The 22,235-nt window shown below is 72.6% G+C and carries 16 protein-coding genes (1 of these 16 only partly in view); 6 read left to right on the top strand and 10 right to left on the bottom strand.

Annotated features, from left to right (window positions below):
* Positions 1-91: 91 nt before the first annotated feature.
* The 3 genes from tkt to WME90_RS20655 all read left to right on the top strand — a co-directional run bounded on the left by tkt (position 92) and on the right by WME90_RS20655 (position 5,046).
* Positions 92-2,080 carry a transketolase gene (gene tkt / locus WME90_RS20665; RefSeq protein WP_437282879.1) on the top strand — a complete coding sequence of 663 codons (1,989 nt, stop codon included), beginning with the start codon at positions 92-94 and terminating at the stop codon, positions 2,078-2,080.
* 401 nt (positions 2,081-2,481) lie between these two features.
* Complete coding sequence (locus tag WME90_RS20660) at positions 2,482-3,420, top strand: AEC family transporter (protein WP_437282878.1); 939 nt, start codon at positions 2,482-2,484, stop codon at positions 3,418-3,420.
* Between the two features lie 222 nt (positions 3,421-3,642).
* Positions 3,643-5,046 carry a PAS domain-containing protein gene (locus tag WME90_RS20655; protein ID WP_437283630.1) on the top strand — a complete coding sequence of 468 codons (1,404 nt, stop codon included), beginning with the start codon at positions 3,643-3,645 and terminating at the stop codon, positions 5,044-5,046.
* 112 nt (positions 5,047-5,158) lie between these two features.
* Here WME90_RS20655 and WME90_RS20650 read toward each other — a convergent pair whose 3' ends face one another.
* From WME90_RS20650 to WME90_RS20635, 4 genes are all read right to left on the bottom strand, one after another.
* Positions 5,159-6,706: an Hsp70 family protein gene (locus tag WME90_RS20650; protein WP_437282877.1), complete on the bottom strand. Its 1,548-nt coding sequence runs from the start codon at positions 6,704-6,706 to the stop codon at positions 5,159-5,161.
* A gap of 62 nt (positions 6,707-6,768) precedes the next feature.
* Positions 6,769-7,347, bottom strand: coding sequence for a Uma2 family endonuclease (locus tag WME90_RS20645; protein ID WP_437282876.1), 579 nt, complete (start codon positions 7,345-7,347; stop codon positions 6,769-6,771).
* A 152-nt stretch (positions 7,348-7,499) separates the two neighbouring features.
* Entirely contained in the window at positions 7,500-8,516 is a 1,017-nt protein-coding gene (locus WME90_RS20640) for a hypothetical protein (protein WP_437282875.1), read from the bottom strand.
* A 173-nt stretch (positions 8,517-8,689) separates the two neighbouring features.
* A complete protein-coding gene (locus WME90_RS20635) occupies positions 8,690-9,088 on the bottom strand; it encodes a PEGA domain-containing protein (protein ID WP_437282874.1) in 399 nt (132 codons plus the stop codon).
* Between the two features lie 151 nt (positions 9,089-9,239).
* On the opposite strand from WME90_RS20635, the gene WME90_RS20630 reads away from it, so the two are divergent.
* Together WME90_RS20630 and WME90_RS20625 are read left to right on the top strand one after the other, a co-directional pair.
* Entirely contained in the window at positions 9,240-9,527 is a 288-nt protein-coding gene (locus WME90_RS20630) for a hypothetical protein (protein WP_437282873.1), read from the top strand.
* Between the two features lie 7 nt (positions 9,528-9,534).
* Positions 9,535-9,972: an HNH endonuclease gene (locus WME90_RS20625; RefSeq protein WP_437282872.1), complete on the top strand. Its 438-nt coding sequence runs from the start codon at positions 9,535-9,537 to the stop codon at positions 9,970-9,972.
* On the opposite strand, the gene WME90_RS20620 is transcribed toward WME90_RS20625, so the two are convergent.
* Positions 9,951-10,337, bottom strand: a complete 387-nt coding sequence (locus WME90_RS20620) for a VOC family protein (RefSeq protein WP_437282871.1) — start codon at positions 10,335-10,337, stop codon at positions 9,951-9,953. The two genes, WME90_RS20625 and WME90_RS20620, sit on opposite strands and share 22 nt — an antisense overlap.
* A gap of 279 nt (positions 10,338-10,616) precedes the next feature.
* Here WME90_RS20620 and WME90_RS20615 point away from each other — a divergent pair, with 279 nt between their 5' ends.
* Entirely contained in the window at positions 10,617-12,449 is a 1,833-nt protein-coding gene (locus tag WME90_RS20615) for a M2 family metallopeptidase (protein ID WP_437282870.1), read from the top strand.
* Positions 12,450-12,464: 15 nt separating this feature from the next.
* On the opposite strand, the gene WME90_RS20610 is transcribed toward WME90_RS20615, so the two are convergent.
* From WME90_RS20610 to WME90_RS20590, 5 genes are all read right to left on the bottom strand, one after another.
* Complete coding sequence (locus WME90_RS20610) at positions 12,465-13,268, bottom strand: GNAT family N-acetyltransferase (RefSeq protein WP_437282869.1); 804 nt, start codon at positions 13,266-13,268, stop codon at positions 12,465-12,467.
* 285 nt (positions 13,269-13,553) lie between these two features.
* Positions 13,554-14,210, bottom strand: coding sequence for a hypothetical protein (locus WME90_RS20605; RefSeq protein ID WP_437282868.1), 657 nt, complete (start codon positions 14,208-14,210; stop codon positions 13,554-13,556).
* A 601-nt stretch (positions 14,211-14,811) separates the two neighbouring features.
* On the bottom strand, positions 14,812-15,498 hold the full coding sequence (locus tag WME90_RS20600) for a DUF1349 domain-containing protein (protein ID WP_437282867.1): 687 nt from the start codon (positions 15,496-15,498) through the stop codon (positions 14,812-14,814).
* Positions 15,499-15,845: 347 nt separating this feature from the next.
* On the bottom strand, positions 15,846-20,450 hold the full coding sequence (locus WME90_RS20595) for a HEAT repeat domain-containing protein (RefSeq protein ID WP_437282866.1): 4,605 nt from the start codon (positions 20,448-20,450) through the stop codon (positions 15,846-15,848).
* 207 nt (positions 20,451-20,657) lie between these two features.
* Positions 20,658-22,235, bottom strand: partial view of a hypothetical protein gene (locus WME90_RS20590; protein ID WP_437282865.1) — the 3' portion only. The gene runs 24 nt beyond the window's last position; only the last 1,578 of its 1,602 coding nucleotides appear in the window; its start codon lies beyond the right edge, outside the window — the gene reads right to left on this strand; the stop codon is at positions 20,658-20,660.

Below are 22,235 nucleotides of genomic sequence, written 5' to 3'. Positions count from 1 at the left end.
GAGGCGCGCTCGGAGCAGTCCAGGCGCCGGGCGGCGGGGGAGGGTGCGCGAAGGGGCGCGCTTCGCGAAGAAGTAGGTTAGAGTGCGCGCCATGCCTGATTTCGCCAAGCTCGCCGCCGCGGCCTCGATCGCCCGCGGCCTCGCCATGGATGCCGTCCACGCCTGCTCGTCCGGTCACCTCGGCCTACCGCTAGGGGCCGCCGAGATCGGTGCCGCGCTTTACGGCGACCTTCTCCGCCACGATCCGAGCGAACCGCACTGGTTGAACCGCGATCGCTTCGTCCTGTCCGCTGGCCACGGCAGCATGTTCCTCTACGCCTGGCTGCACCTCTCGGGCTATCCGGTGTCGCTCGACGACATCCGCCGCTTCCGGCAGTGGGAGTCGAAGACGCCCGGCCACCCGGAGTTCCATTACACCGAGGGAGTCGAGGCGACAACGGGCCCGCTCGGCCAGGGCGTGGGCAACGCCGTTGGGCATGCGGTGGCCGCCAAGATGCTGGCCGCGCGTTACAACACGCCGGAGCACACGATCTTCGATCTCAAGGTCTACTGCCTCGCCGGCGACGGCTGCCTCCAGGAGGGCGTGGCCGCCGAGGCGGCCTCCTTCGCGGGGCACTTCAAGCTCGACAACCTGATCCTCATCTACGACGCCAACGACGTCACCCTCGACGCGATGGCCATCAAGACCCAGAGCGAGGACACGGCCAAGCGCTTCGAGGCTTACGGCTTCGAGGTGTTCCACATCGAGCAGGGCAACGATCTGGAGGCCGTCCACCGGGTGCTCGGCCAGGCGCGGGCGTCGAAGAGCGGAAAGCCGAAGTTCGTCGTCGCGCACACCCTGATCGGCAAGGGGATCCCCGAGGTCGCCGGCACGCAGAAGGCGCACGGCGAGGGCGGCGCCAAGTTCGTGGATCAGGCGCGCAAGAACCTGGGCCTGCCCGCGGAGCACTTCTACGTGAGCGAGGAGGTGAAGCAGTACTTCGCGAAGCACAAGGAAGAGCTCGGCAAGGTGCGCGGGGCGTGGGAGGCGACCTTCCAGGCCTGGCGCGCGAAGAACCCCGAGCTCGCCCGGCAGCTCGACGACGGCATCGCGAAGAAGGCGCCGGCGGACCTCGACGCGCGCGTCCCCGCCTTCGCCGCCGGCACCAAGGTCGCCACGCGCAAGGCCGGCGAGACCGTGCTGCAGGCCGTCGCCGAGGCGGTGCCCGCGCTCATCGGGTCGAGCGCCGACCTCTACGGCTCGACGTTCAACTACATCGCGTCGAGCACCGATTTCGATCCGGAGCACCCCGCCGGCCGGAACATCCGCGCCGGCATCCGCGAGCACGGCATGGGCGCGATCATGAACGGCATCGCGTACCACGGCGGCCTGCGCCCGAGCGGCGCGACGTTCCTCGTGTTCGCGGACTACCTGCGGCCGAGCATCCGCCTGGCCGCGCTGTCGCACCTGCCGGTCATCTACATCTTCACGCACGACTCGGTCGGCGTGGGCGAGGACGGGCCGACGCACCAGCCCGTGGAGACCGTCACCGGGCTGCGCGCGATCGTCGATCTCGACGTCATCCGGCCGGCCGACGCCGAGGAGACGGCCGGCGCCTGGATCGCCGCGCTGGAGCACAACGACGGCCCGACGGTCCTCGCGCTCACGCGCCAGGCCGTCCCGCTGCTCCCTGGCGACGCCGTCGCGAAGCGGGAGGGCGTCCGGCGCGGCGCCTATGTCCTGGTCAAGGAGACGGCGGCGCTCGAGACCATCCTGATCGCGACCGGCAGCGAGGTGCAGCACGCGGTCGAGGCCGCGAAGCGGCTCGGCCCCGGCGTCCGCGTCGTCTCGATGCCCTGCGTGGAGCGGTTCGCTCGCCAGGACCACGCCTACCGCGAGGCGGTGCTGCCCGCCGCCTGTACGCGGCGCGTGTCCATCGAGGCGGGCGTCACCTTCGGCTGGCACCGGTGGGTCGGCTCCAAGGGGATCGCCCTCGGCATCGACCGCTTCGGCACGAGCGCTCCCGGCGACATCGTGATGGAGCGGCTGGGCATGAACGCCCAGGCGGTGGTGCAGGCGGTGCAGGATCTCGTGCCCTGACCCTCTGACGAAGCGACAAGGCGGTAGGACGTCGAGGACGCCAGGAAGGAAACTTCTTGTCGTCCTCGGCGTCGCTCTCTCTCCTGTTCCGCCGAAGACCGGCCGGTCTTATAGTCCGTCGCGGTGCGCTGCCCGCTCTGCACTTCGCCGCTCGCCTACGTCCATGGCCACGCCGCCTGCGTGAACAGCCGATGCCCGATGTTCGGCGCCAACCAGGCCGAGTGCTGCACCGGCGAGACCGCGGAGAGCTGCCCTGCCGCGGCCGACGGCGGCGCGGCGCCGCGGCCATCCGCCGGGACACGGGGACGGCGCGCGCCGTGACGCGCGCGCGGGTCGTTCACGAAGGCCGCGTGAGCGACGAGAGCGCTGGACGCCGCCCCCCGTCGAGCTAAAAGCGGCCCGTGCCGTCGGGCGACCTGATCTCGCAGCTCCTGGCCCTCTTCGCGGTGCTCGGGGTCGGCGTGCTGCTCCGCGCGCTGGGCCGCGCCGGACAGGCGGACGCCGCCGTGCTCCACCGGCTGGTCATCGACGTCACCACGCCAGCGCTGATCATCACCGTGCTGCGCCGCTCGGGCATCGGCCACGGCGCGTGGGGCGCGGTCGCCGCGTCGACGGTGGCGCTCTTCGCGTGCGCCCTCGCGGCCGTCGCGGTGGCGCGGGCGCTCGGGCTCCCGCGCGCCGCGCAGGGCGCCGCCGGCCTCGTCGGCAGCTTCTCCAACACCGGCTTCCTCGGCGTCCCCGTCGTGCTGGCCCTCTACGGCGACGCGGGCGGCGCGGCGGGGACGGCGATCCTTGTCGACAGCATCGTCACGGCGTTCCTCCTGTGGACCTTCGGCGTCGCGCTCGCCGCGCGCATGGGCGGGGGCGGCGGTGGGGATGGGCGGGGCCTGCTCGCGGTGCTCCTGCACCCCAACGTGCTGTCGATCGCCGTCGGGCTCACGCTCCACGCGGCGCCGATCCCGCTGCCGGTGTGGCTGGAGCACGCGCTCGGCGCGCTCGGAAGCGCGACCCCGACGCTCGTGTTCCTCGCGCTGGGCCTCAGCCTCGACCTTGCCTCGCTCCGCGGCCGCGTGCGTCCGCTTGCAGCCGTCGCCGCCGTGAAGCTGCTCCTGTCGCCCGCGGTCGCGCTCGGCGCCGCGGTAGCGCTCGGCCTGAAGCGGCCCACCTCCGAGGTGGCGGTGCTGCAGTCCGCCATGCCGACGTCCATGGTGTCCGTGATCGTCGTCGCGCGGTACGGCTGCGACGGCCAGTTCGCCGCGGCCACCGCGGTCGTGACCACGCTCGGCGCGCTGGCGAGCCTGCCGATCGTGGTCGAGGCGCTGCGCCGGCTCGTCCCGTAGCGCGCCCTCCGCTTCCTCGCTCATCAGTCAGCAATCTCTGGAGCGTGCCTGTCGCAAACGAGGGGCCCCGCCAGGTGCAGGCGAGTTTCCGCTGTGCCTACATCAGGGGCGAGCGAGCTACCTGACGCAACCTAACGCGACGCAGAGCGCATGTCCCGCGTAGGTGTGAGCGCCACCACGCGCCCAATCGCTGAAAGCCGAGCTTCGCAAATCGGCTTGGCAATGCTGGACGGAATATGTAAGTGTCCAGCGTGTAATCATGAATGTACACGATCTGAGCGCGATGGCCACTCGCGAGCTGAAAGGGTAGACCCGATGATCCCGGGGGGCATGGACATCGAGGGACTGCAGGCTGAGCTGGAGCGGCTCCGCTGCGAGGTCAAGGCGCTGGAGCAGCGCGCCCAGGCCGCGGAGGCGCAGGCGGCGCTATATCAGGGCGTCTTCGAGCACCTGCCGGTCCCGTCGGCGCTCTACGGCGCCGACGGCGTACTCGTGGACATCAACCGGCGGAACCGCGAGATACTGGCCGTGCCGTCGAAGGAGGCCATGGTCGGCAAGCATAATATGTACGAGGACCCTGTCGCCGTGGCGGGCGGATACACTGCCCACTTCGATCAGGTGATCCGGAGCGGCGGAGGCGTGATCATGGCGCCGACCGCGTACGACACGGCCGACGCCGGCCTCGAGCGCACCGAGGACCGCACCGTCTGGACCGAGACCAGGATGTCGGCGGCCGACGTGGGCGGCGCGCGCTACGTGATCGGGATCAACCTCGACGTGACCGACAGGATGCGCGCCCAACAGGCGTACCAGGACAGCACGGCATTCGTCACCGCAATCGTAGAGCACGCGCCCAGCGCCGTGTACGTCAAGGATCTGAACGGCCGCTACGCGCTCGTCAACAGGCACTTCGAGCGGCTCATGGGCCTCTCCCGCGACGCGGTGCTCGGGCGCGCCGATCGCGACGTCATGCCCTCGGAGCTCGCCGAGGCTTTTGCGCAGTCGGAGCGGCAGGTCATCGCGACGGAGGCGCCGCTCGTCAAGGAGGAGCAGCTCCTGCTCGAGGGCCGCGTCCATTCCTTCGTGACAACGAGGTTCCCGCTGCTGGATTCACGAGGCAGGCTGCACGCGGTGTCCGGCATCTCCGTGGAGGTCACCGAAAGCCGAGCGGCCGAGGCCGAGGCTCAACGGCTTCAGGACGAGATCATCCACCTGCAGGAGGCCAGGCTGCGCGCCCTCTCCACGCCGCTGCTGCCGATCGCGCGCGGCGTGGTGGTGATGCCGCTCATCGGCAACATCGATGCGCCGCGGGCTCAGCAGGTGCTCGAGATCCTGCTAGCAGGCATCGTCGCCCACCAGGCCTCGATGGTGATCCTCGACGTTACGGGCGTGCCGACCATCGACACCCAGGTCGCGAGCGCGCTGGTGCGGACGGCGCGCGCGGTGAACCTGCTCGGCGCGCAGGTGCTCCTGACGGGGATCCAGCCCGCCATCGCGCGGACGCTCGTCGAGCTCGGGGCGGATCTGGGCGGGCTCCTGGTGCGGTCCACGCTCGATTCGGGCATCGCGTATGCCCTCTCGCCTCGCCCCGGGCGCGTGAGCGCGCAAGCCGCCCCGGGCGCGTGAGCGGGCAGGCGCGCGTGTCGTCGAGCGGAGGCGATTCCTTCGATGTGCGATCAGGAGTGCCCGTCGCCAGCGCCCCATGGGCGATCGTGAGCAACCCGGTACCAGCGCGCCCTCACGCCCCGACCTGGTACACGCGCCGGTACCCTGCCTCCACATCGGTGATCGTCACCTCGACGATCCCGTGCGAGGTGATCGCGTACTGCTCCTCGATCAGCGGCCCCTCGCCGCCCATGCGCTCGACGGGCACGGCCGCGAGCTCGGCGGCGCGGTCGCGGAGCCGCCGGTCGAACGGGAACACGACCTCGTTGAACGCCGTGATGTCGCCGTGGGGGACGCCGAGCCGGTCGAGCGCGGCGCACTCGACGAACCGGTAGCGACCGACGTTGTGCGCCGCCCGGTACACGCGGCGCGAGACCACCGGCGCCTCGTGGCTCGACGGGATGCGCGCCTCGCGGTCGAAGATCGGGTCGAAGACCACCTCGTCCCCGCCGCTGCCCTCGCGGAACACCCCGAAGTGGCGCGAGAGCCGGTCGGAGAGCTCGAAGCCCGCGTCCTCGTCGACGGCGATGGCCAGGCCGATCGCGATCGCCGCCGAGGGGTAGGGGGAGCGATGGACGCGCCGCCCGAAGCGCTCGCGCAGCGTCCGCGCGACGATGGGCAGCGAGCTCGCGCCGCCGACGACGTAGATGCCCGCGATGTCGGCGAGCGCCTCGCCCGCGCCGGCGTCGAGGCGCGCGATCACCGGTTGCATCGCGGTGATCGTCTCCTCCACGAGCGGGACGCACCGATCGTAGTAGTCGGAGGTCGCGATCGTCACCTCGCGGGCGGGCGAGAGGTCGCCCAGGCAGGCCTCCAGGTCGATCACGATGCGCCGGGAGTTCGGGTTGAGCCGCTCCTTCGCCTCGCGGCACTGGTCCGCGAGCGCCGCGAGCGCGCGCGCCGGCAGGTCGTCGCGCTCGATCTCGCCCGCGGCGAGCGCCATCGAGGCCAGCGCGGCGTCGAAGTCGTCGCCGCCGAGGTGGTTCAGCCCCGCGGTCGTCACGGCGTCGTGGCTGCGCCCGGTCATGTGGACGAGCGACGCGTCGAACGTGCCGCCGCCGAGGTCGTAGACGACGATGTGCTCGCGCTTCGACGTGATGGTGCTGCGGTGGCGGTGCGTGTACTCGAAGCCGGCGGCCGACGGCTCGTTCAGGAGCGCGATGACCTCGAAGCCGGCGCGGCGGAAGGCGTCGAGCGTCACGAACCGCTGCGACCCGTGCGCGTTCGCCGGGGTCGCGACGACCGAGATGAGGCGCCCGTCGTCGTCCTTCTTGGGCCGGTTCGATCGGTTCAGCACCGCGTCGCGGAGCGACCGCAGGAACAGGGTCAAGAGATCGAGCACCCGGAGCTTCGTCCCGCCGATCTCGACCTCGACGTCGGGCGACGCGCGCGGGCCGGAGAGCACGCGCTTGAACGACCGGAGCACGGTCCACTCGGGGTCCGAGGCGACCGCGAGGGCGTCGAAGCCGAACCGGAGCTCCCCCCGCCGCTCGGCGGCCACGGAGGGGTAGAAATCCACGGTGTCCCCCGCCGCGTCCTGGAAGCTGACGACAGGGTAGTTCCCGCGATCGCAGCACGCGACCACGGTCCGCGTGGTTCCGAAATCGATCCCGAGGCGCAAGGTAGGGTCTCCTCCGGCCCCATGCTGCCACATCCTGCCGCCCGCGGTGAAATTCCGCGATGTCAGTCGGCTTCTAGCTCGAAGGCGCCGTCGTAGATGGCATCGACCGAGACCTGGGCGCCGTTCGCCAGGGCGATCGTATCGCCCCGCTCGAGCACGCGATACCGCCAGGAGCCGTCCCCCTCGCGTCGATAGTGCTCGATACGCACCTGCCACGGTGAGACGAGCAGGTAGTCCGTCAAGCAGGGGAGACGCTGGTATCCTTCCCATTTCTCGCCCCGATCGAACGCCTCGGTGCTGCGCGAGAGCACCTCCACGATGGCCGTGGGGTTCGAGAGGACGTCGCCGGCGCCTGGCTCGGTCTGCACGCCGCCGCACACGACGACGGCGTCCGCGTAAACGTATCGCTCTCCCTGTTTGGCCGAGATCCGTTGATCGGACGAGAGCACGTGGCACCCTCTGCCGCGCACGGCTGCGCGGAGCTCTGCGCCCGCGGCGGTCGACAGGAAGTTGTGCCGCGGGCTGCCGCCGGCCATCGCGAAGACCTCTCCGTGGTGGTACTCGTGCTTCGCGGGCTGCTCGCGCTCCCACGCCAGGTACTCGGCGGCGCTCATGCGTCGGCTGGCGGCGGCATCGCCCATGGAGCGCACCTTAGCGCGGCGGGCGAGGGCTGGCGATGGGCGAGGGATCGGCTCGCACGCCGCCGCCACGTCGGTCGGCTCGCCGATCCGGCGGTCGCGGCGCTGCCGCGGGCAGCGCGTCGCGGGCGCGGGTCTTCGGATCCCCGCGCAGCTCAGCTCATCGGATCGCCTTCCTCCGCGTCGGCCCAGAGCACCTCGCGCTCGTACACCCACCCGCCCGCGGACAGCTCCAGCTTGACCAGCGCGAGCTCCGCTTCATGGCCGCCGACGTAACCATCGAGCTCGTGATGCCGATCCACGACGGCTGCCAGCCGCCGCACGCCGTCGCTCCGCCGCGCAGCGGGCGCTCCGCGCTGCAGCTCGTCTCGGACGTGCCCTGGTGCGCGGCCGCCGAGGCGCTCCTCGATGAGCTCCGCGGCTTCTCCGCCGAAGAGCACGCGTGGCAGCGTGAGCTCGTGGCTGCCGAGCCCCTGAAAGACGGCGAGGGTGTCCAGCACGCCGAAGGCACAGACCATGGGCTCGAGGCGCGCGGCGTCGGCGGCCCTGCAGAGATCCGGGCGGACGAGCGGCGCGAGATCGATGTCGTCTGGCTGCGGCGGCGCCTCTCCGCGCACGCGCTGGACGAGCGCCGCCCACCCGTCCCCGCCAGGGGCGCTGTCGAGGGCGCAGCCGTGCAGCTGCTGGAGGCGCATCCGCTTCATCGGCTCCGCGCGCGGGGCCCTCTCGTGCGCCCAACCCTCCAGGGCGTCGGGAGGCGCGGCCCCTCCCGGCATTGCCCGGGTGAGAGCCTGCCGCGCGGGAACGTAGATATATCGGCTCTCCCCTCGCTCGAAGAGGATCAGGTTGCGGCGCTGGTATTGCCAGAACCACTGGCTCACCCCGATGACAGACCACGAATCGAGGAGCCCCGGAGGGTCGATGCGCACCATCTCGGGCTCGCTCGTCGTCAAGCGGGCCTCGTAGGCCTCGAGCATCAGCGCGGTCAGCGGCACGCCGGAGGTGTTGAGCTCGCCGGCAGCGTGGGGCGAGCCCTCGCGTGGGGGCGCCCCGCGAGGGGCCGGCGTCCTGTAGGAGGAATGGCTGATGAGCGAGGGCTCAGGTCTCGATGGCTCGACCGCTCGCCCGAGCAGCGCCCGCAACCATCGACGGAAGCTCCATCGATCGCCCATCGGGTCGAGGATAGCCGCGGACGAGGGGCCGGCTCCAGGTCAATCCTGCGCGACCTTGATACGCTGTTTGCCGATGTTCGCGCCGGTGAACAGGCGCCGGAGCGCCGCGGGCGCGTTCTCCAGCCCTTCCTGCACGTGAATCGATGATCTCGTCGAACCGGGGATCGTTGACGCTACTTCTTCTCGCCCTGCTTGTCGCCCGTCGCGCCGCCGCCCGCCTCCACGAGCGAGGGCGGCGGGTCCGACTGGACGGTCTTCGCGTCGCCGGGCTCGAGCGTCACCATCATGGTCCGGTTGCCGCGATCCGGGTCCACGAACGTCACCTCGTGCGACCCGGGCGCGACCTTGCGCCCCGAGATCGGCGTCGTCCCGATGGGCTTGCCGTCGAGCAGGATCTCGGTCGGCTGCGCCGCGACGATGTCGAGCATCGGCGCGTCGTCGAGCGGAGGCTCGGGCTCCGGCTCGGGCTCGGCTGCGATCGCCGCGGGTTGCGGGGGCTCCGGCGGCGGTTTCGGAGCGCCGCCGCAGCCGGCGATGGCGAGGGTGACGAGGAAGGTGGGGGTGCGAAGCATGGACACAAAGCTAGACAGGAAACGCGCGGGAGGAAATGGTGAGCGCGACCCCACGCGCGCAGCGCTTCGCCACGGCGCGCCCGATACGGCCCACGCAGAGCGCGCAGCAGGGAGGATCCCCACGGAGACGGCGGTGTGCTACCGTCCCTCCATGCAGCCACCGCGAGCGGGCGCCGGGAAGGAGACCGCCATCCTCAGCCGCATCATCCGCCCGGAGCGGGACGATCTCTCCCCGGAAGCTGCCCGGTCGATCCTGCAGCTCGCCTTCGATGAGCAGGATCGCGCGCGGATGCACGAGCTCGCCCAGAAGGCGCAGATCGGCGAGCTCACCGCGGAAGAGCAGGCCGAGCTCGATGGATACTGCCGCATCGGGCGGCTCGTCGACCTCATGCACTCCAAGGCGCGGCGATCGCTGAAGCGGGCCGGGATCGCCGCGTAGACCGGGGATGGACGCCGCGCTCGTCGCGTCCGTCACCCGACGCGCGCACGCCGCCTGCGAATACTGCCAGCTCCCACAGGCCGTCTCGTCGATCCCGTTCGAGATCGATCACATCATAGCGCAAAAGCACGGCGGCCCGACCGTTTTGGAGAACCTCGGGCTGGCGTGCTTCTACTGCAATAGCCACAAAGGCCCCAACATCGCAGGGATCGACCCGGAGTCGGGCCGGATCGTGCGGCTCTATCACCCGCGCAAGGACAGGTGGAACAAGCACTTTCACTGGGATGGTCCGGTCCTCGTGGGCCTCTCCGCCGTCGGGCGCGCCACCCTCGCGGTGCTCGTCATCAACCACCCTGACGCGGTGACCTTGCGCGCCTCCCTCATCGACGAGGGGCTCTTTCCCCCGACCGAGCCAGCGCTCCGTCATCCGCCGCGGCTGCCGTAAGGACGGGTGATGATCTCGAGGAAGTGCCCGTCGGGATCGGGGAAATACACGCCGCGCCCGCCGTCACGGAGATTGATCTCCCCGGGGCGCTGCGCCAGGGGATCGGCCCAGAACGGGATCTGGCGCTCGCGGATTCGACCGAAGATCTCGTCGAACTCGGCCTCGCCGACAAGGAAGGCGAGGTGCTGGGAGCGGATCTCGCCAGGGCTGTCCATGAAGTCGAGCGTGACGTCGTTGTCGAGCCGTACCGTCAAAAAGTGCCCGAACGGCACCGGCGCCGCGAGGCCCAGGACCTCGGTCAGAAAGGCGGCAGATGTCTTCTTGTCCCGCGCCGGGACGATTGTGTGGTTGAGCTGGACGGTCATGTTCCCTGTCTCCCGTGGGCGGTCGCCCATCTCTGGCGGATAGTGAGCCATCTCGCGAGGAGGGGCCACCTCCCGGCTTGTGTGATGGCCCGGATTGAGCGGATTTTGCCGCCTGTTCTCCCTCGCCTCAGCGCGCCCGCGAGGATTGCTCTGGCCGGCGAGCGGCCTTAGGAGCCCCACCAGGATCGCGGCGCCGAAGCGCACCCCGCGCCCTCCGCGCGTCCGGGGTGGAGGGACGGTTCTACGCCGGAGCTGTCCGCGATCGAGGAGCGGCGGGAAATGGTGCGCATTCCGATGTTCGTCGTCGCCTTGCCCTGCAGCGCGCTCGCGCTCATGGCGGCCTGCTCCGAGCCCGCGCCGCCCACGCCGCCGCAGCCTACCCCCGACCCGGCGGTGCAGGAGGCCTCGCGGTTCATCGACGCGGCCGAGGCGGAGCTCCACGAGCTGAGCACCTACAACAACCGCGCGGCGTGGGTGGCGGCGACGTACATCACCGTCGACACCGAGATCCTGGCGGCCGCGGCGAGCGCGAAGCTGCTCGGGACGCAGGCCGATTACGCGAAGCGGGCGGCCCGCTACCTCGACCTCGATCTACCCTACGACGTCCGCCGTCGGCTCGAGCTCCTGCGGACGTCCCTTACGCTCTACGCACCCGCGGATGCCGCGAAGACGAAGGAGGTCGCGACCATCGCGGCGAGGCTGGAGGCGATGTACGGAGCGGGCAAGTACTGCCCCGCGGGCGGCCAGTGCCTCGATCTCGAGGAGCTGAGCAAGATCATCGCGAAGAGCCGCGACCCGGAGGAGCTGAAGCGGGCGTGGATCGGCTGGCACACGGTCTCTGCGCCCATGCGCGGCGATTTCACGCGGCTCGTCCAGCTGGCAAACGAGGGCGCCCGCGAGCTCGGATTCAAGGACACCGGCGACGCGTGGCGCTCGAAATTCGAGATGCGGCGCGGCCTGCTGTCGCGGGAGGTCGATCGGCTCTGGGGGCAGGTCAAGCCGCTCTACGACGCGCTCCACTGCTACGTGCGCGGCCGGATCGCCGAGAAGTACGGCGAGGACGTCGTGCCCGGCGCGGCCCCGATCCGGGCCGATCTGCTCGGCAACATGTGGGCGCAGGACTGGAGCAACATCTACGATCTCGTGGCGCCCCAGGGGGCCGAGCCGGTTTACGATCTCGACGCGGCGCTCAGCGCGAAGGGGTACACGCCGATCGAGATGGTGAAGACGGGCGAGCGCTTCTTCGTCTCGCTCGGGTTCGAGTCGCTGCCGGCCACCTTCTGGGAGCGGTCGCTCTTCGTCAAGCCGGCGGATCGCGACGTCGTCTGCCACGCGAGCGCGTGGAACATCGACGACGAGGAGGATGTGCGCCTCAAGATGTGCATCGAAATCACGGCCGGCGACTTCCAGACGATCCACCACGAGCTCGGCCACACGTTCTACCAGCTGGCGTACAACGACCTGCCGCTCCTGTACCGCGACAGCCCCAACCCCGCGTTCCACGAGGCCATCGGCGACACGATCGGGCTCTCGGTCACGTCGGAGTACCTCCAGCGGATCGGGCTCGTGGATCAGCTGCCCCCCGCCTCCAGCGATCTCTCGCTCCTCCTCCGCGACGCCCTCGGCAAGGTCGCGTTCCTGCCGTTCGCGGTCCTCGTCGATCGGTGGCGCTGGGGCGTCTTCGCGGGGGACATCCCGCCATCGGCGTACAACGAGGCCTTCTGGCAGCTCCGGAGGAGGTACCAGGGGGTCGTGCCGCCGGTGCCTCGCTCGGAGTCGGACTTCGATCCCGGCGCGAAGTACCATGTGGCCGCGAGCGTCCCTTACATCCGGTACTTCTTCGCCCATATCCTCCAGTTCCAGTTCCACCGCGCGCTCTGCGAGGCAGCGGGGTACAAGGGGCCGCTCCACCGCTGCACGATCTACGGCAGCGACAAGGCCGGCGAGCGCCTCCGGCGGATGCTGGCGATGGGGCGGAGCCGCCCGTGGCCGGAGGCGCTCCAGGTGGTGACGGGATCGCGGCGGATGGATGCGGCGGCGATGCTCGACTACTTCGCGCCGCTCAAGGAGTGGCTCGATCAGCAGAACCGCGGCAAGACGTGCGGGTGGTAGGCGGCGCGCGCGGGCTCACGCCTGCGGCGGCGGCGCGTAGAAGGTGAAGCGCGTGACCGCGTGGTAGCCCATCCCTTCGTACACGGGCTGTCCCAGCTCGGTCGCGTGGAGGACGGTCCTCTCGGCGCCGGTCGCCCTCAGCGCGTCGTCGAGGCAGCTGCGCATCACCGCCTCGGCGTAGCCTTTGCGCCGGTGCTCGGCCGCGGTGGCGACGAAGCCCACGTACCGGATCCCCTCCACGAGGAACGTCACCGCGCAGCACACGGGCTGATCGCCCACGTAGCCGATCCGCCCGAACGCCCGGTCGTTCCACAACGCCTCGTGGGCAATGGAAGCGCGCCCTACGGGGAGCGGAAGAGCATAGGCGATGGAGTTGAGATCGGCGATCGCGGCGCGCGTCTCGGCGTCGGCCACGCGCCTGAGCTCCAGGCCGGCGATCTCTCGACGCGGGGGGGTGAGCGTCTCGGCCACCATGCCCATGAGCGACACCACAGGCTGGAAGCCGAGCCCGGCCAGGAGCGCTGCGGCCGCGCCCGCGTCGCCGCGGGGCGACCAGCTGTCGGACAGCGCGAAGAGCCACGGAACGCCGCCGGTCCGGGCGAGCTCGGCGGCGCTGCGCACCCGGCGCTCCAGGTCGGCGAGGTCGCTGGCCGGCGAGGAGAGCGTGGCCGCGTTGAGCATGACCATGCTCGTGCCCGAGAGGACGACGGAGACACCGTCCGCGTGCTCGATCCGGTGGCCGGGGAGGCAGCGGGAGATATGGCTCCAGGCGGCCAGGAACTGAGCGTTGCTCTCTCCGATCTCGATCGGGTCGGACATGGGAAACCTCCTGCGGGAGGAGATTAACCGGATCGGGCGTCCCGCGATCGAGCGGAATCCATCGCGCGCCCAGGCCCCGCGGCCCTGCTGCGGCTTTCGGCCCGGCAGGCGGCAAGGTGCTCTGCCGGAGGATTGTGTGGTTGATCCTGACGGATCAGGGCGCCGGACGCGACGAACTCGACACGACCCTTCGGGACCGTGAGGCCGCGAACCGGGGAGAGGAGGTGCGCTGACGGGCGCGAGGGGGGACGCGGGCCACGCCGCTCGTCCCCGCCTCGGATGGCCTCACGGCTCGACCGACCCCAGCGTGTGGCAGTTGTTGCACGAGAAGTCGCCATTGCCGGTCGTGGGGTCGTACTGGACGCGCTGGAGCAGGCTCGCCATCTCGGGCACGACCTTCTCGAACATGAAGGTGCTCCACTCCGCGCGCTCGGGGTGCTCCGGGTCCTCCACGTACTCGAGGAACCCCTCCTCGGTGTCGGGCAGCACGGCGATCTCCGGGCTCGGCATGGCGTAGTCCTGCGTGGCCCCGTCGGCGCCGTGGCACGTCGTGCAGTCCATGGTCTCGAAGGCCGGGTCGTACGCCACGAACACCTCCTTCATCCGCGGCAGGACGGTGCCGTTCATGTACGCGACGCGCTGCTCGAAATTCATGTCCTTCCACGCGGTCGGCTCCCCAGCGCCGGAGCCGCCCGCGCCGCCGCCCCCGGTCAGCTCCGGATCGCTGGAGCCCCCCGCGCCGCCGCCCCCGGTCGGCCCCGGATCGCCGGCGTCCTCGGCGCCGCCGCACGCGGCGACGAACAGGCACACTGCCATCGAGACGCGCCTCACGAGCGCGCTGCGTGTCCGCGTCCGGCGATCGGAAGGCGGCGTGTGCTCCGGCTGCTCCTGCGTCGTCCTCGCGTCGTTGGTGGCCAGTTCCGCGATGATCGTGGATCGCATGTCGTGTCTTCTCCTGGGTTCCTGGGTCGAGCTGGTTCGAAGCGGGTGGTCCGGACGGCACTGACCGGATGCGCCCTGGTTCTACCGTCACGACGAACGGGCGGGCCCGAGATCGACACGCGCGGCGAGCTTTTTTGCTTCTGCTATCTGTCGACAACTGCTCGAAACTGCCGGGTCCTGAGCGCGCCATTCCGACGAGCGAGGATAACAGCCCGCGCCGTGAATGGAGAACGTCACGAGGGACGCGGAACGAGCGACAGCGAAGATGGATAAGGCCGCCAGGGACAAGGAATCGAGCGACAGCAAAGCTGGATAGCGTCGCCAGGGACACGGAACCCAGCGATCGGGACATGGAGAACATGGCCAGGGACAATGGCCAGCGCCGACGGCGACCTCCGGAGTTGCCGGCAGGAGCAGGAGACCGTCGTCAGGGACACGACGTGGCGTGCCAGGGACAAGACGCGACGTGCCAGGGACAAGGCGCGGCGCGCCAGGGACACCCTGGAGCGCCTTCGCCTGTCCCTGGCGGCGGATCCTGCGCGCTCACGGGCGCCGCGGGAGCGCGCAGGACGAGGCTGCGCGCCATCGCGCGGTCAGCGCTTCACAGGACGTGCGGGAGCGGCGACGTGATCCCGGCGAGCGGCGGCATCTGACCGGCGCGCGCCAGCGCTTCGTGGTACGCGGCGTCGCCGCTGCGCAGGTCGCCGAGCCGGCGCGGCGCGAAGCGGATGTCGTCGAAGACCGCGGTGCAGCCGTCGCCTGCCGGCGACTGGGCCGAGAAGCCGACGGCGAGCTCCGCCGTGCTGCCCAGCGAGAAGCTGCGGACGGTGCGCCATGCCGCCCCGTCGGTGGAGGCGTGGAACGCGCACACCCGCCCGAGCCGCGAGACACGCAGCCAGACGTGATCCGCGTCGACCTCGAAGGACCTGCGGTCGTCCGAAAGGCCGCGCGTCACCACGGAGACGACCGTCGGAGCGCGCTCCGGCGAGAGCTCGAAGCAGAGCTTCGCCCACGAGCGCTCGTGCGCCCAGAGGAGCAGCACGCCGGCGTCGCGCGCGGCCGAGAAGCCCACGGTCACCCGCGCGCTCGCAAGGAAATCCCCGTGCGGCGTCCCGAGCAGGCGCGGCGCGTTCAGCACGCCGGTTGTGCGCTCCGGATCGAGGAACAGGTCGGTCTTGCCGCCCGCCGTGACGGTCAGGCTCGACGCTTTTCCGGCGCTCCAGCTCCTGGGCGGTACCTCCCAGCGGAGCGGCGTTGGCCACGGCGTTAGGTGCACAGGTTCGCTCACCTCGATCCCCTCCCCTGCATGACGACGATGGTACCGGAGTGTCCTCTTGTGGTGTCGTGGAATCGTTTCGGTGTGTATGGAGGATCTCGCTTTCATGCGAATTACCGTTCCTCTGCCCTCCTGCTGTTTGGCTGGAATCCTGGCAGGCTGTTTGAAGCCGAGGAACGGACCCCCTGAGTTCTGTCCTCGTCGAGCGCGACCGCGGCGCTGTGCCTCCGCCGGCCGAGGCCGGGGCAGGGGAGCTCGGGTCGGAAGCGGCGCCCGGCGGTGCGCTGGGGCCGCGAACGACCGAGGGGGCGCCGGGGGCTCGCGCAAACTCGGGAGCTGAGGCGCGGTGTCGCGCTCGCTCACCGCTCCTCGATCCGCCTCATCACCTCTGCAACCACCTCGCGCCGATCCGGCCGCGCGCGGCCCAGCGCCTCCTTGAGCGCGGGGATCGCCGGTGCGCCCACGTGCCCGAGCCCCTCGGCGGCCGCGCGGCGGACGACCGCGTGCGGGTGCAGGAGCAGGCCCACGATCGCGGGGAGCGCCGGCGGCCACGGCGCGAAGCAGAGGATCCGGATCGCCGAGCGGACCACGTCGGGCAGGGGATCCGAGAGGAGCGCGCACGTCGCGCGCAGGTAGGCGGCGCGATCCACCGCGTCACGGAGCAGCCGGTGCGCGTGGAGCCGCACCCGGGGGCGCCGATCGCCGAGCAGCTCCACGAGCAGCGCCGCGAGCTCCGCGTCGGGCGCCCCGGCCAGCGCCGACAGCGCCCGGCGCGACTGCTCCGCGTTCCCCGCCCGCGCGAGCCGCACGAGCTCCTGCCGCGCCGGACCTCGAGCGCTCGCCTCGGGCACGCGCGGCTCCGGGTGCACGCGCAGCGCCTCGATCGCCCGCGCGTCCTCGGCCGCGCGTCCCTCTCCGGGCGGCCGGAGCGGGCCGTCGTCGAGGGAGAGCCGCCCGGCCAGATCGGCGCGCCCCTCGGCGCGGAGGCGCTCCACGACGGCCTCGAGCTCCGGCGTCCGGAGCAGCCGCTCGCCCGCGACCAGATCGAGGTACCCCCACGCCCCCTGAAGGAGGCGATCGACGAGGCGCTCCGCCCGCGCGTCGGGCGCGACGCGGCGGATCGCCTGGGCCGCCGCCGCGCGCGTCTCCGGCGCGCCCGCCTCCCACCACGACAGCAGCAGCGGGAACAGGCGCTCCGCCTCCGGCGGCTCCAGCAGCGCCGCGAGGCGCGCCGCGCGCTCCCGGCGCGCCTCGTCGGCCGGGTCGTCCCGGCGCTCTTCCTCGGCGAGATCGAGCAGCGAGGGCGCCAGGAGGTGCAGGTCCCGACAGTCCACGTCGCCGCGCAGGTAGGCCCGCAGCACGGCGGCGCGGGCGTCGGCCTCCGGCCACGAGAGGAGCGCGGCGGCCGCCTCGCGCCGGAGCGAGGGCGCGGGCGAGGCCAGCATCGAGAGGAGGCGCTCGCGGAGCGCGGCCGATCGCGGCTGGTCGAGATCGGACGGCCGGGGCACCCGCGCGTCGCTTGTCGGCGCGGCCGCCTGCTCGGCGAGGGTCCAGGGCGGCGCGCCGAGCGGCTGGAGCGCCTCCATCCAGTCGAGCAGCGCCGCCCGCGCCGGCTCTGCCGCGGCCGGGAACACCTCGATCAGCGCGGCGAGCTGCGCGCGCGAGCCGAGGCCGCCGCGCGGCCCCGCCCGGAGCGCCGCGAGCGCCGCCGGCTCCAGCGCCGCGGCCCGGAGCGCCGCCCGCCACGCGTCCGCCCCCTCGGGATCCCCCGCGCCCGCGCCCGCGTGGGCCGTCGCCCCGAACGCCTCGCGCAGGATCGCCGGCTCGGCCGTCCATGGATCGGCGGCGGCGCGCGCCATCGCGAGCGCCTGATCGACGTCGGCGCGCTCGACGATCGCCCCGCACCGGCGCAGCACCTTGAGCGGCGATCGGCGCGCCCCCGGCGCCGGCGAGAGCCCGCGCACGCGGGCCGCGACGCCGAGCGCCTCGGCGCGCGGGAGCTCGGGCGCCGCCTCCTCGAGCAGCGGGAGCAGCCCGTCGCGCAGATCGGCCGCCGCCGCGGCGAGCCCGTCGAGCAGCACCGCTGCGTGCCGTGCGTACAGGCGCGCCTCGGCGGGCGACCACGGGGCGGTGGACACGCGGACGATCAGCCGGAGCGCCGCGTCGCGCAGCGCCGGCTCGGCCGTCGCCAGGCGGAGCCACTCCGGCGCGAGCTTCCGCAGGGCGGCGAGCCACCGCGGCGTCAGCGCCGCCTGCCGCTCGAGCAGGCGCCGCGCCGTCGCGTCGTCCCAGCCGTCGCGGGCGAGCGCGGCGGCGAGGGCGTCCGCGGCGAGCGCGTCCGCGGCGCCCGGGGGAGGCGCGGCGCCCTGGCGGCCTCGCCCGGGGGCGGCGAGGCCGTGCGCCTCGATCTCCACGGCGAGCTCGTCGGCGGTCCCGGAGGCGAGGGCGATCTCGCCGGCGAGCACCCGCTCGAGCAGCCGCGCCGCCGCGGCCGATCCCTGGCGGATCCCGCTCCGGATCGCGTGCGTCGACAGCCTGCGGCTCAGGGCGTCGAGCAGCCGGTCGCGCGCGCGCTTGTCCTCCGCGGCCCCCGCGCCGGCGAGGATCGTCGCCTCGAAGGCCGGCCCGACGATGGCCCGCAGCGCGGCCTCGAGCGCCGCGCGCAGCCCCGGGTTGTCGTGGCGGCCGAGCCAGAAGACGAGCCTCGGCACGGCCTCGGGTCCGCCCGACCTTGCCAGCGCCTCGGCCGCCGTCTTCTTGATGCCCATGTTCGGGTGATCGAGGCACGCGGCGATGGCGGGGCAGGCCCAGCGCGCTTCCATGCCCCCGAGCGCGCGCAGCGCCTGCCGCGCGGTCTGCACGTCGCCGGCGCCCGTCAGGAGCGTCAGGCTGGCCGAGAGCGCCTCGGCGCCGCCCTCCGCGAGCAGCGCGATCACGCGCTTGCGCACGCGGGGATCGCGGTGGCGGAGCAGGCGCGGGGCGCGCGAGCGCGCCGCTTTGCTGGGCGCCGAGCGCAGCAGGTCGACGAGCAGGGCGCGCTCCCCCGCGGACACGCCGGGCCGGTCGAGGAGGTCGAGCGCGAGGCTCGCGAGCAGCGCGTCGCCGGCCTCGCCCTCGCTCGCGGCGTCGAGGAGGCAGGCAGGTCGGATCTTCCGGCGCTGGTGGAGCCGTCGCCCGAGGCCGCGGATCGCCTCCGCGACCTCGTCCGGGATCGCCGGCTCCGCGGGCCGCGCGGGGCCCCTGTCGAGGTCGGGATCGATCGGCTCGGCCGGCCCGCCTGGGGCCCACGCGGCGGCGTGGTCCGCCGCGATCCGGAGCAGCAGATCGGCGATCTCCGGCAGCGCGCCGGCGTCGCCCGCGCGCGCGAGCGCCTTGAGCGCGTCCGCGGGCGTGCAGCGCTTCACCGCGCGCTGGAGCACCGCGAGCTCGGCCGCCTCGGCCCCGCCGAGGTCGGCGGCGATCTCGGCCGGCAGGTCGCGGGGGTTCAGGCGAGCGACGAGCGCGCGCCGGTCCGCGGGATCCTCCGTCAGGTGCCACAGCAGCGCCAGTGCGCGGTGGCGCTCGCCGCGGAGGTGCGGGGCGATGGCCGCGCCCGCTCCGTCGAGGCCGAGCGCGGCCCGGAGCGCGCCCGCCGTGCGCGGGCCGCCGATCGCCGCGAGCGCCTCCAGGGCCGCGGCGGGCGCGCGCGGCAGCGCGGCGAGCACGTCGTCCTCCGCGGCCGCGTGGCGCAGCGCGCCCAGCGCGCGCAGGAGGGGCGCGGGCGAGGGCGCGTCGCCGAGCTTCTCGGCGAGCGTGTCGCCGAGGGGGAGATCCGCCGCGCCCTGCCGCGCCATGGCGACGATGATCTCGGCGCGGCGTGGCCAGCTCGCGTCGCTGGCCGGCGCCGCGGCGAGCGCCGAGAGGAGCGCTCGCCGGCAGGTGAAGGCGATCGCCGCGACGTCGTCCGCGGCGATCGTGGGATCGGCGAGCGCGAGGCCGAGCAGGGCCGCCGCGTGCTCCGGGGCGGGGAAGTGCCCGCGCCTGTGCAGCGCGCGCAGGCAGGTGATCGCGCTCGGGCCGAGCAGCAGCGGATCGTCCGCCGCGACCCTCAGGATGGCGCCGACCTCGTCGCGGGTCGCGTGCTCGCCGAGCAGCGTGAGCGCCCGCTGCCGGAGCCGCGGCGGCGCATCCTCGCGCGAGACGACCGCGCGGAGCGCGGCGCCCTCGCCGTGGCGCGCCGCCGCCTCCAGCGCGGCGGCGGCCACCTCGGGGGCGCCGCCCAGGAGCTGCCCCAGGCGCGCGCCCTGGAGCGGCGCGCCGGCGAGGACCGCCCAGGGCTCGGCGAGCTCGCGCAGCGCGGCGGCGACGATCGCAGGCGGCGCCGCGTCGAGGAGCGCGGCGAGCGTCGCGCGCGCCTGCTCGGGCGAGAGCAGCGCCGCGTGGAGGCAGCGCCGGGTGAGGTCGAGCGCCGCGGCCGCGAGGACCGGATCGCGGCGCGCCGCGAGCTCGGGGAGGAGCGCCTCGGGGGCGGGGATCTCGGCCGGATCGAGCGCGTGGAGCGCCTGATAGAGGAGCTCGCCGGCGGGCTCGCCGCGGACGGCCTCCGGCCGCGTCAGGATCTCGGTCCGGAGCCAGGCGACGCGGACGGCGGCGGGGAGCGCGGCCTCGCGCCACGCCGGGAGCCGCTGATCCGGGAGCGAGGGCCAGAGCTCGCGGTAGAGCCCCGCGAGGAGCAGCGCGGCCTCCGGCGCCCCGTCCAGGGTGCGCGGGAGCATCGAGGCGAGCTCCCGGCGCCCTTCGCTGCCCTCGCGCCGGGCGGCCTGGGCCATGTGCGCGAGGCCGAGATACCGCACGCGCTCGTCCGCATGCCTCACGAGCTGGCGGAGCGCGTCCTTGCTGCAGCGCGCGTCGTCCACGTGCTCGACGTGCTCGGCCAGCCACCGCACGTCCGCGCGACGGAGCGCCGCGGCAAACGTCTCGTCCACGTGCGCCATTGAACGGGGCCATCGTAGCCCGGCGCACGGGGGCTCGGCGCCGGCAAAGTAGCCCGGCGCATGGGGGCTCGGCGCCGGCAAAGAGGGGTCGGCGCCCGGGTATCGCGATGGCCGGCGCCGGGTCACTCCGTCGACCTTCGCCGGGTCGCCGCGACCGTCGGCGGTCGGCGCTCGGTCGCGGCGGCGGCCTGGTCCCCGTCACGGTCGGTGGTCGGCGCCCGGTGACGGTGACGGTGACGGTGACGGTGACGGTGACGGCCTGGTCCCCGTCACGGCGGCGCGCGACAGATCGAGCAGCGCCCTCGCGCGCGAGTACGCGATGTACGGGTTGTCTCCAGAGCCGCCAAGATCGTCGGCGTCTTCCCCTACGCCCTGCGCCCTCACCGGCATCCACAGGAAGTCCGGGTGCAGCTGCTTGCCGTTCACGCCGTTGATCAGGGCGGGGTTGCTGATCCACTCGCCGCCGAGGATCGTCAGCCGATCGTCGAGCTCGAGCACGTAATGGAGCTCCGTGTTCAGGACGGCGATGTTGCGCTGCGCGGGGGGCTGGAGGAGCATCTCGGCGGTCACCTCGTCCGAGACCATCCCGTAGCGGGCGCCGACGCGGACGAAGCGCCTCGCGTACGGGTTGAACCGGTAATTGTAGCAATCCGCCCCCTGGAACCCGCCGTTACAGACGAGCCGCGCTGCCTCCTGCGCGCTCACCTCCGTCATCGTGTCGATGGAGAACGACGTGACCGGGTAGCTCCAGACCTCGCGGTGCCAGGTGTAATCGACGACGAACGCGCGCCGCGCCAGCGCGCTCGACGTGGAGTTGATGGCGCTCGCGCCCAGCCCGAGGAGGCCCGTCATGGCGATGTGCATCGTCGCGGGGTTCAGGTCGCGGCACGCTGGATCGACGGGCCTGCCGTACTGATCGCGCAGGACGAGGTCTTCCCGCGTCTCGCAGCGCCGCCCGGACACGGTGGCCGAGTCGCTGTGGTACACCTCCGTCATGAGCGCCTCGATATCGGCGGTGCGGAACAGGACACACCCCGTCTCGACCGAAGCGCACGTGGTCACCTTGCCGCCCGAGAGCTTCACGCGGATGTCGCGCTGAGGCGGCCCGCCGTCCTCGGCGACGACGTAGGCCGCCCAGCCGTTGCAGTGTCCCCACCAGTACTCCGGGGTCACCCCTTGATACAGGCCGTGGTTCTTCAGCTCCCAGTAGGTCGTCGGCCCCGCCACCCGCGTCGCCCGGGGCGCGCGCGGCCCCTCTGCCCGGCCCCCCCCGAAGGTGATGGCGTACGCCGGCCGCTCGATCGACCGGCCCTGTCCCGAGTAGAACAGGAGATCGTACTTCTCGGCTGGCGAGAGATTGTCCGGATCGGACGTGAGATCGCCGTAGTCCGTGACCGTGGAGTTCCACCGGTCCGCGATGCCGTTCCTGTTCTGAGGCCACCACTGCGAGGCGAAGGGGCCCGTGGACTGGCCTTGCAGGAGGCTCGAGTTCAGGGTCGTGTACGATCCCCTGAGCGCCGGGTGCAGGCTCGTGGGGAGGTTCGCGCCGTCGATGGGCTCTCGCGTCCCGGTCAGCGGGATGAGGAGCGCGTGCGATCCGCCGAGGATCTGCCCTGTCTCCGGCGAGAAGCCGAGCACGTACGGTATCGATCCCCCCTCGATGAAGCGCGCCGCTCCCGGCCTCGCGCTGCTCTGTAGAGCCGCCGCGCCCTCGCGCAGCGGCTCTTGTTGATCCACGTCCATACAGCCCAGCGCGAGAACCGCTGAGCCCACCGC

It is taken from the genome of Sorangium sp. So ce375 (assembly GCF_051473855.1).
Lineage (GTDB): Bacteria > Myxococcota_A > Polyangia > Polyangiales > Polyangiaceae > Sorangium.
The sequence above is the reverse complement of the archived record's forward strand: the minus strand, read 5'-3'. Positions and strand labels throughout refer to the sequence as shown.

Coding starts and splice junctions, on each gene's coding strand:
- WME90_RS20635 (WP_437282874.1), bottom strand. CDS start 9,088: ATGCTTCGCACCCCCACCTTCCTCGTCACCCTCGCCATCGCCGGCTGC.
- WME90_RS20645 (WP_437282876.1), bottom strand. CDS start 7,347: ATGGGCGATGCCGCCGCCAGCCGACGCATGAGCGCCGCCGAGTACCTG.
- WME90_RS20640 (WP_437282875.1), bottom strand. CDS start 8,516: ATGGGCGATCGATGGAGCTTCCGTCGATGGTTGCGGGCGCTGCTCGGG.
- WME90_RS20610 (WP_437282869.1), bottom strand. CDS start 13,268: ATGTCCGACCCGATCGAGATCGGAGAGAGCAACGCTCAGTTCCTGGCC.
- WME90_RS20630 (WP_437282873.1), top strand. CDS start 9,240: ATGCAGCCACCGCGAGCGGGCGCCGGGAAGGAGACCGCCATCCTCAGC.
- WME90_RS20625 (WP_437282872.1), top strand. CDS start 9,535: ATGGACGCCGCGCTCGTCGCGTCCGTCACCCGACGCGCGCACGCCGCC.
- WME90_RS20655 (WP_437283630.1), top strand. CDS start 3,643: ATGCTGGACGGAATATGTAAGTGTCCAGCGTGTAATCATGAATGTACA.
- WME90_RS20615 (WP_437282870.1), top strand. CDS start 10,617: ATGGTGCGCATTCCGATGTTCGTCGTCGCCTTGCCCTGCAGCGCGCTC.
- WME90_RS20620 (WP_437282871.1), bottom strand. CDS start 10,337: ATGACCGTCCAGCTCAACCACACAATCGTCCCGGCGCGGGACAAGAAG.
- WME90_RS20605 (WP_437282868.1), bottom strand. CDS start 14,210: ATGCGATCCACGATCATCGCGGAACTGGCCACCAACGACGCGAGGACG.
- tkt (WP_437282879.1), top strand. CDS start 92: ATGCCTGATTTCGCCAAGCTCGCCGCCGCGGCCTCGATCGCCCGCGGC.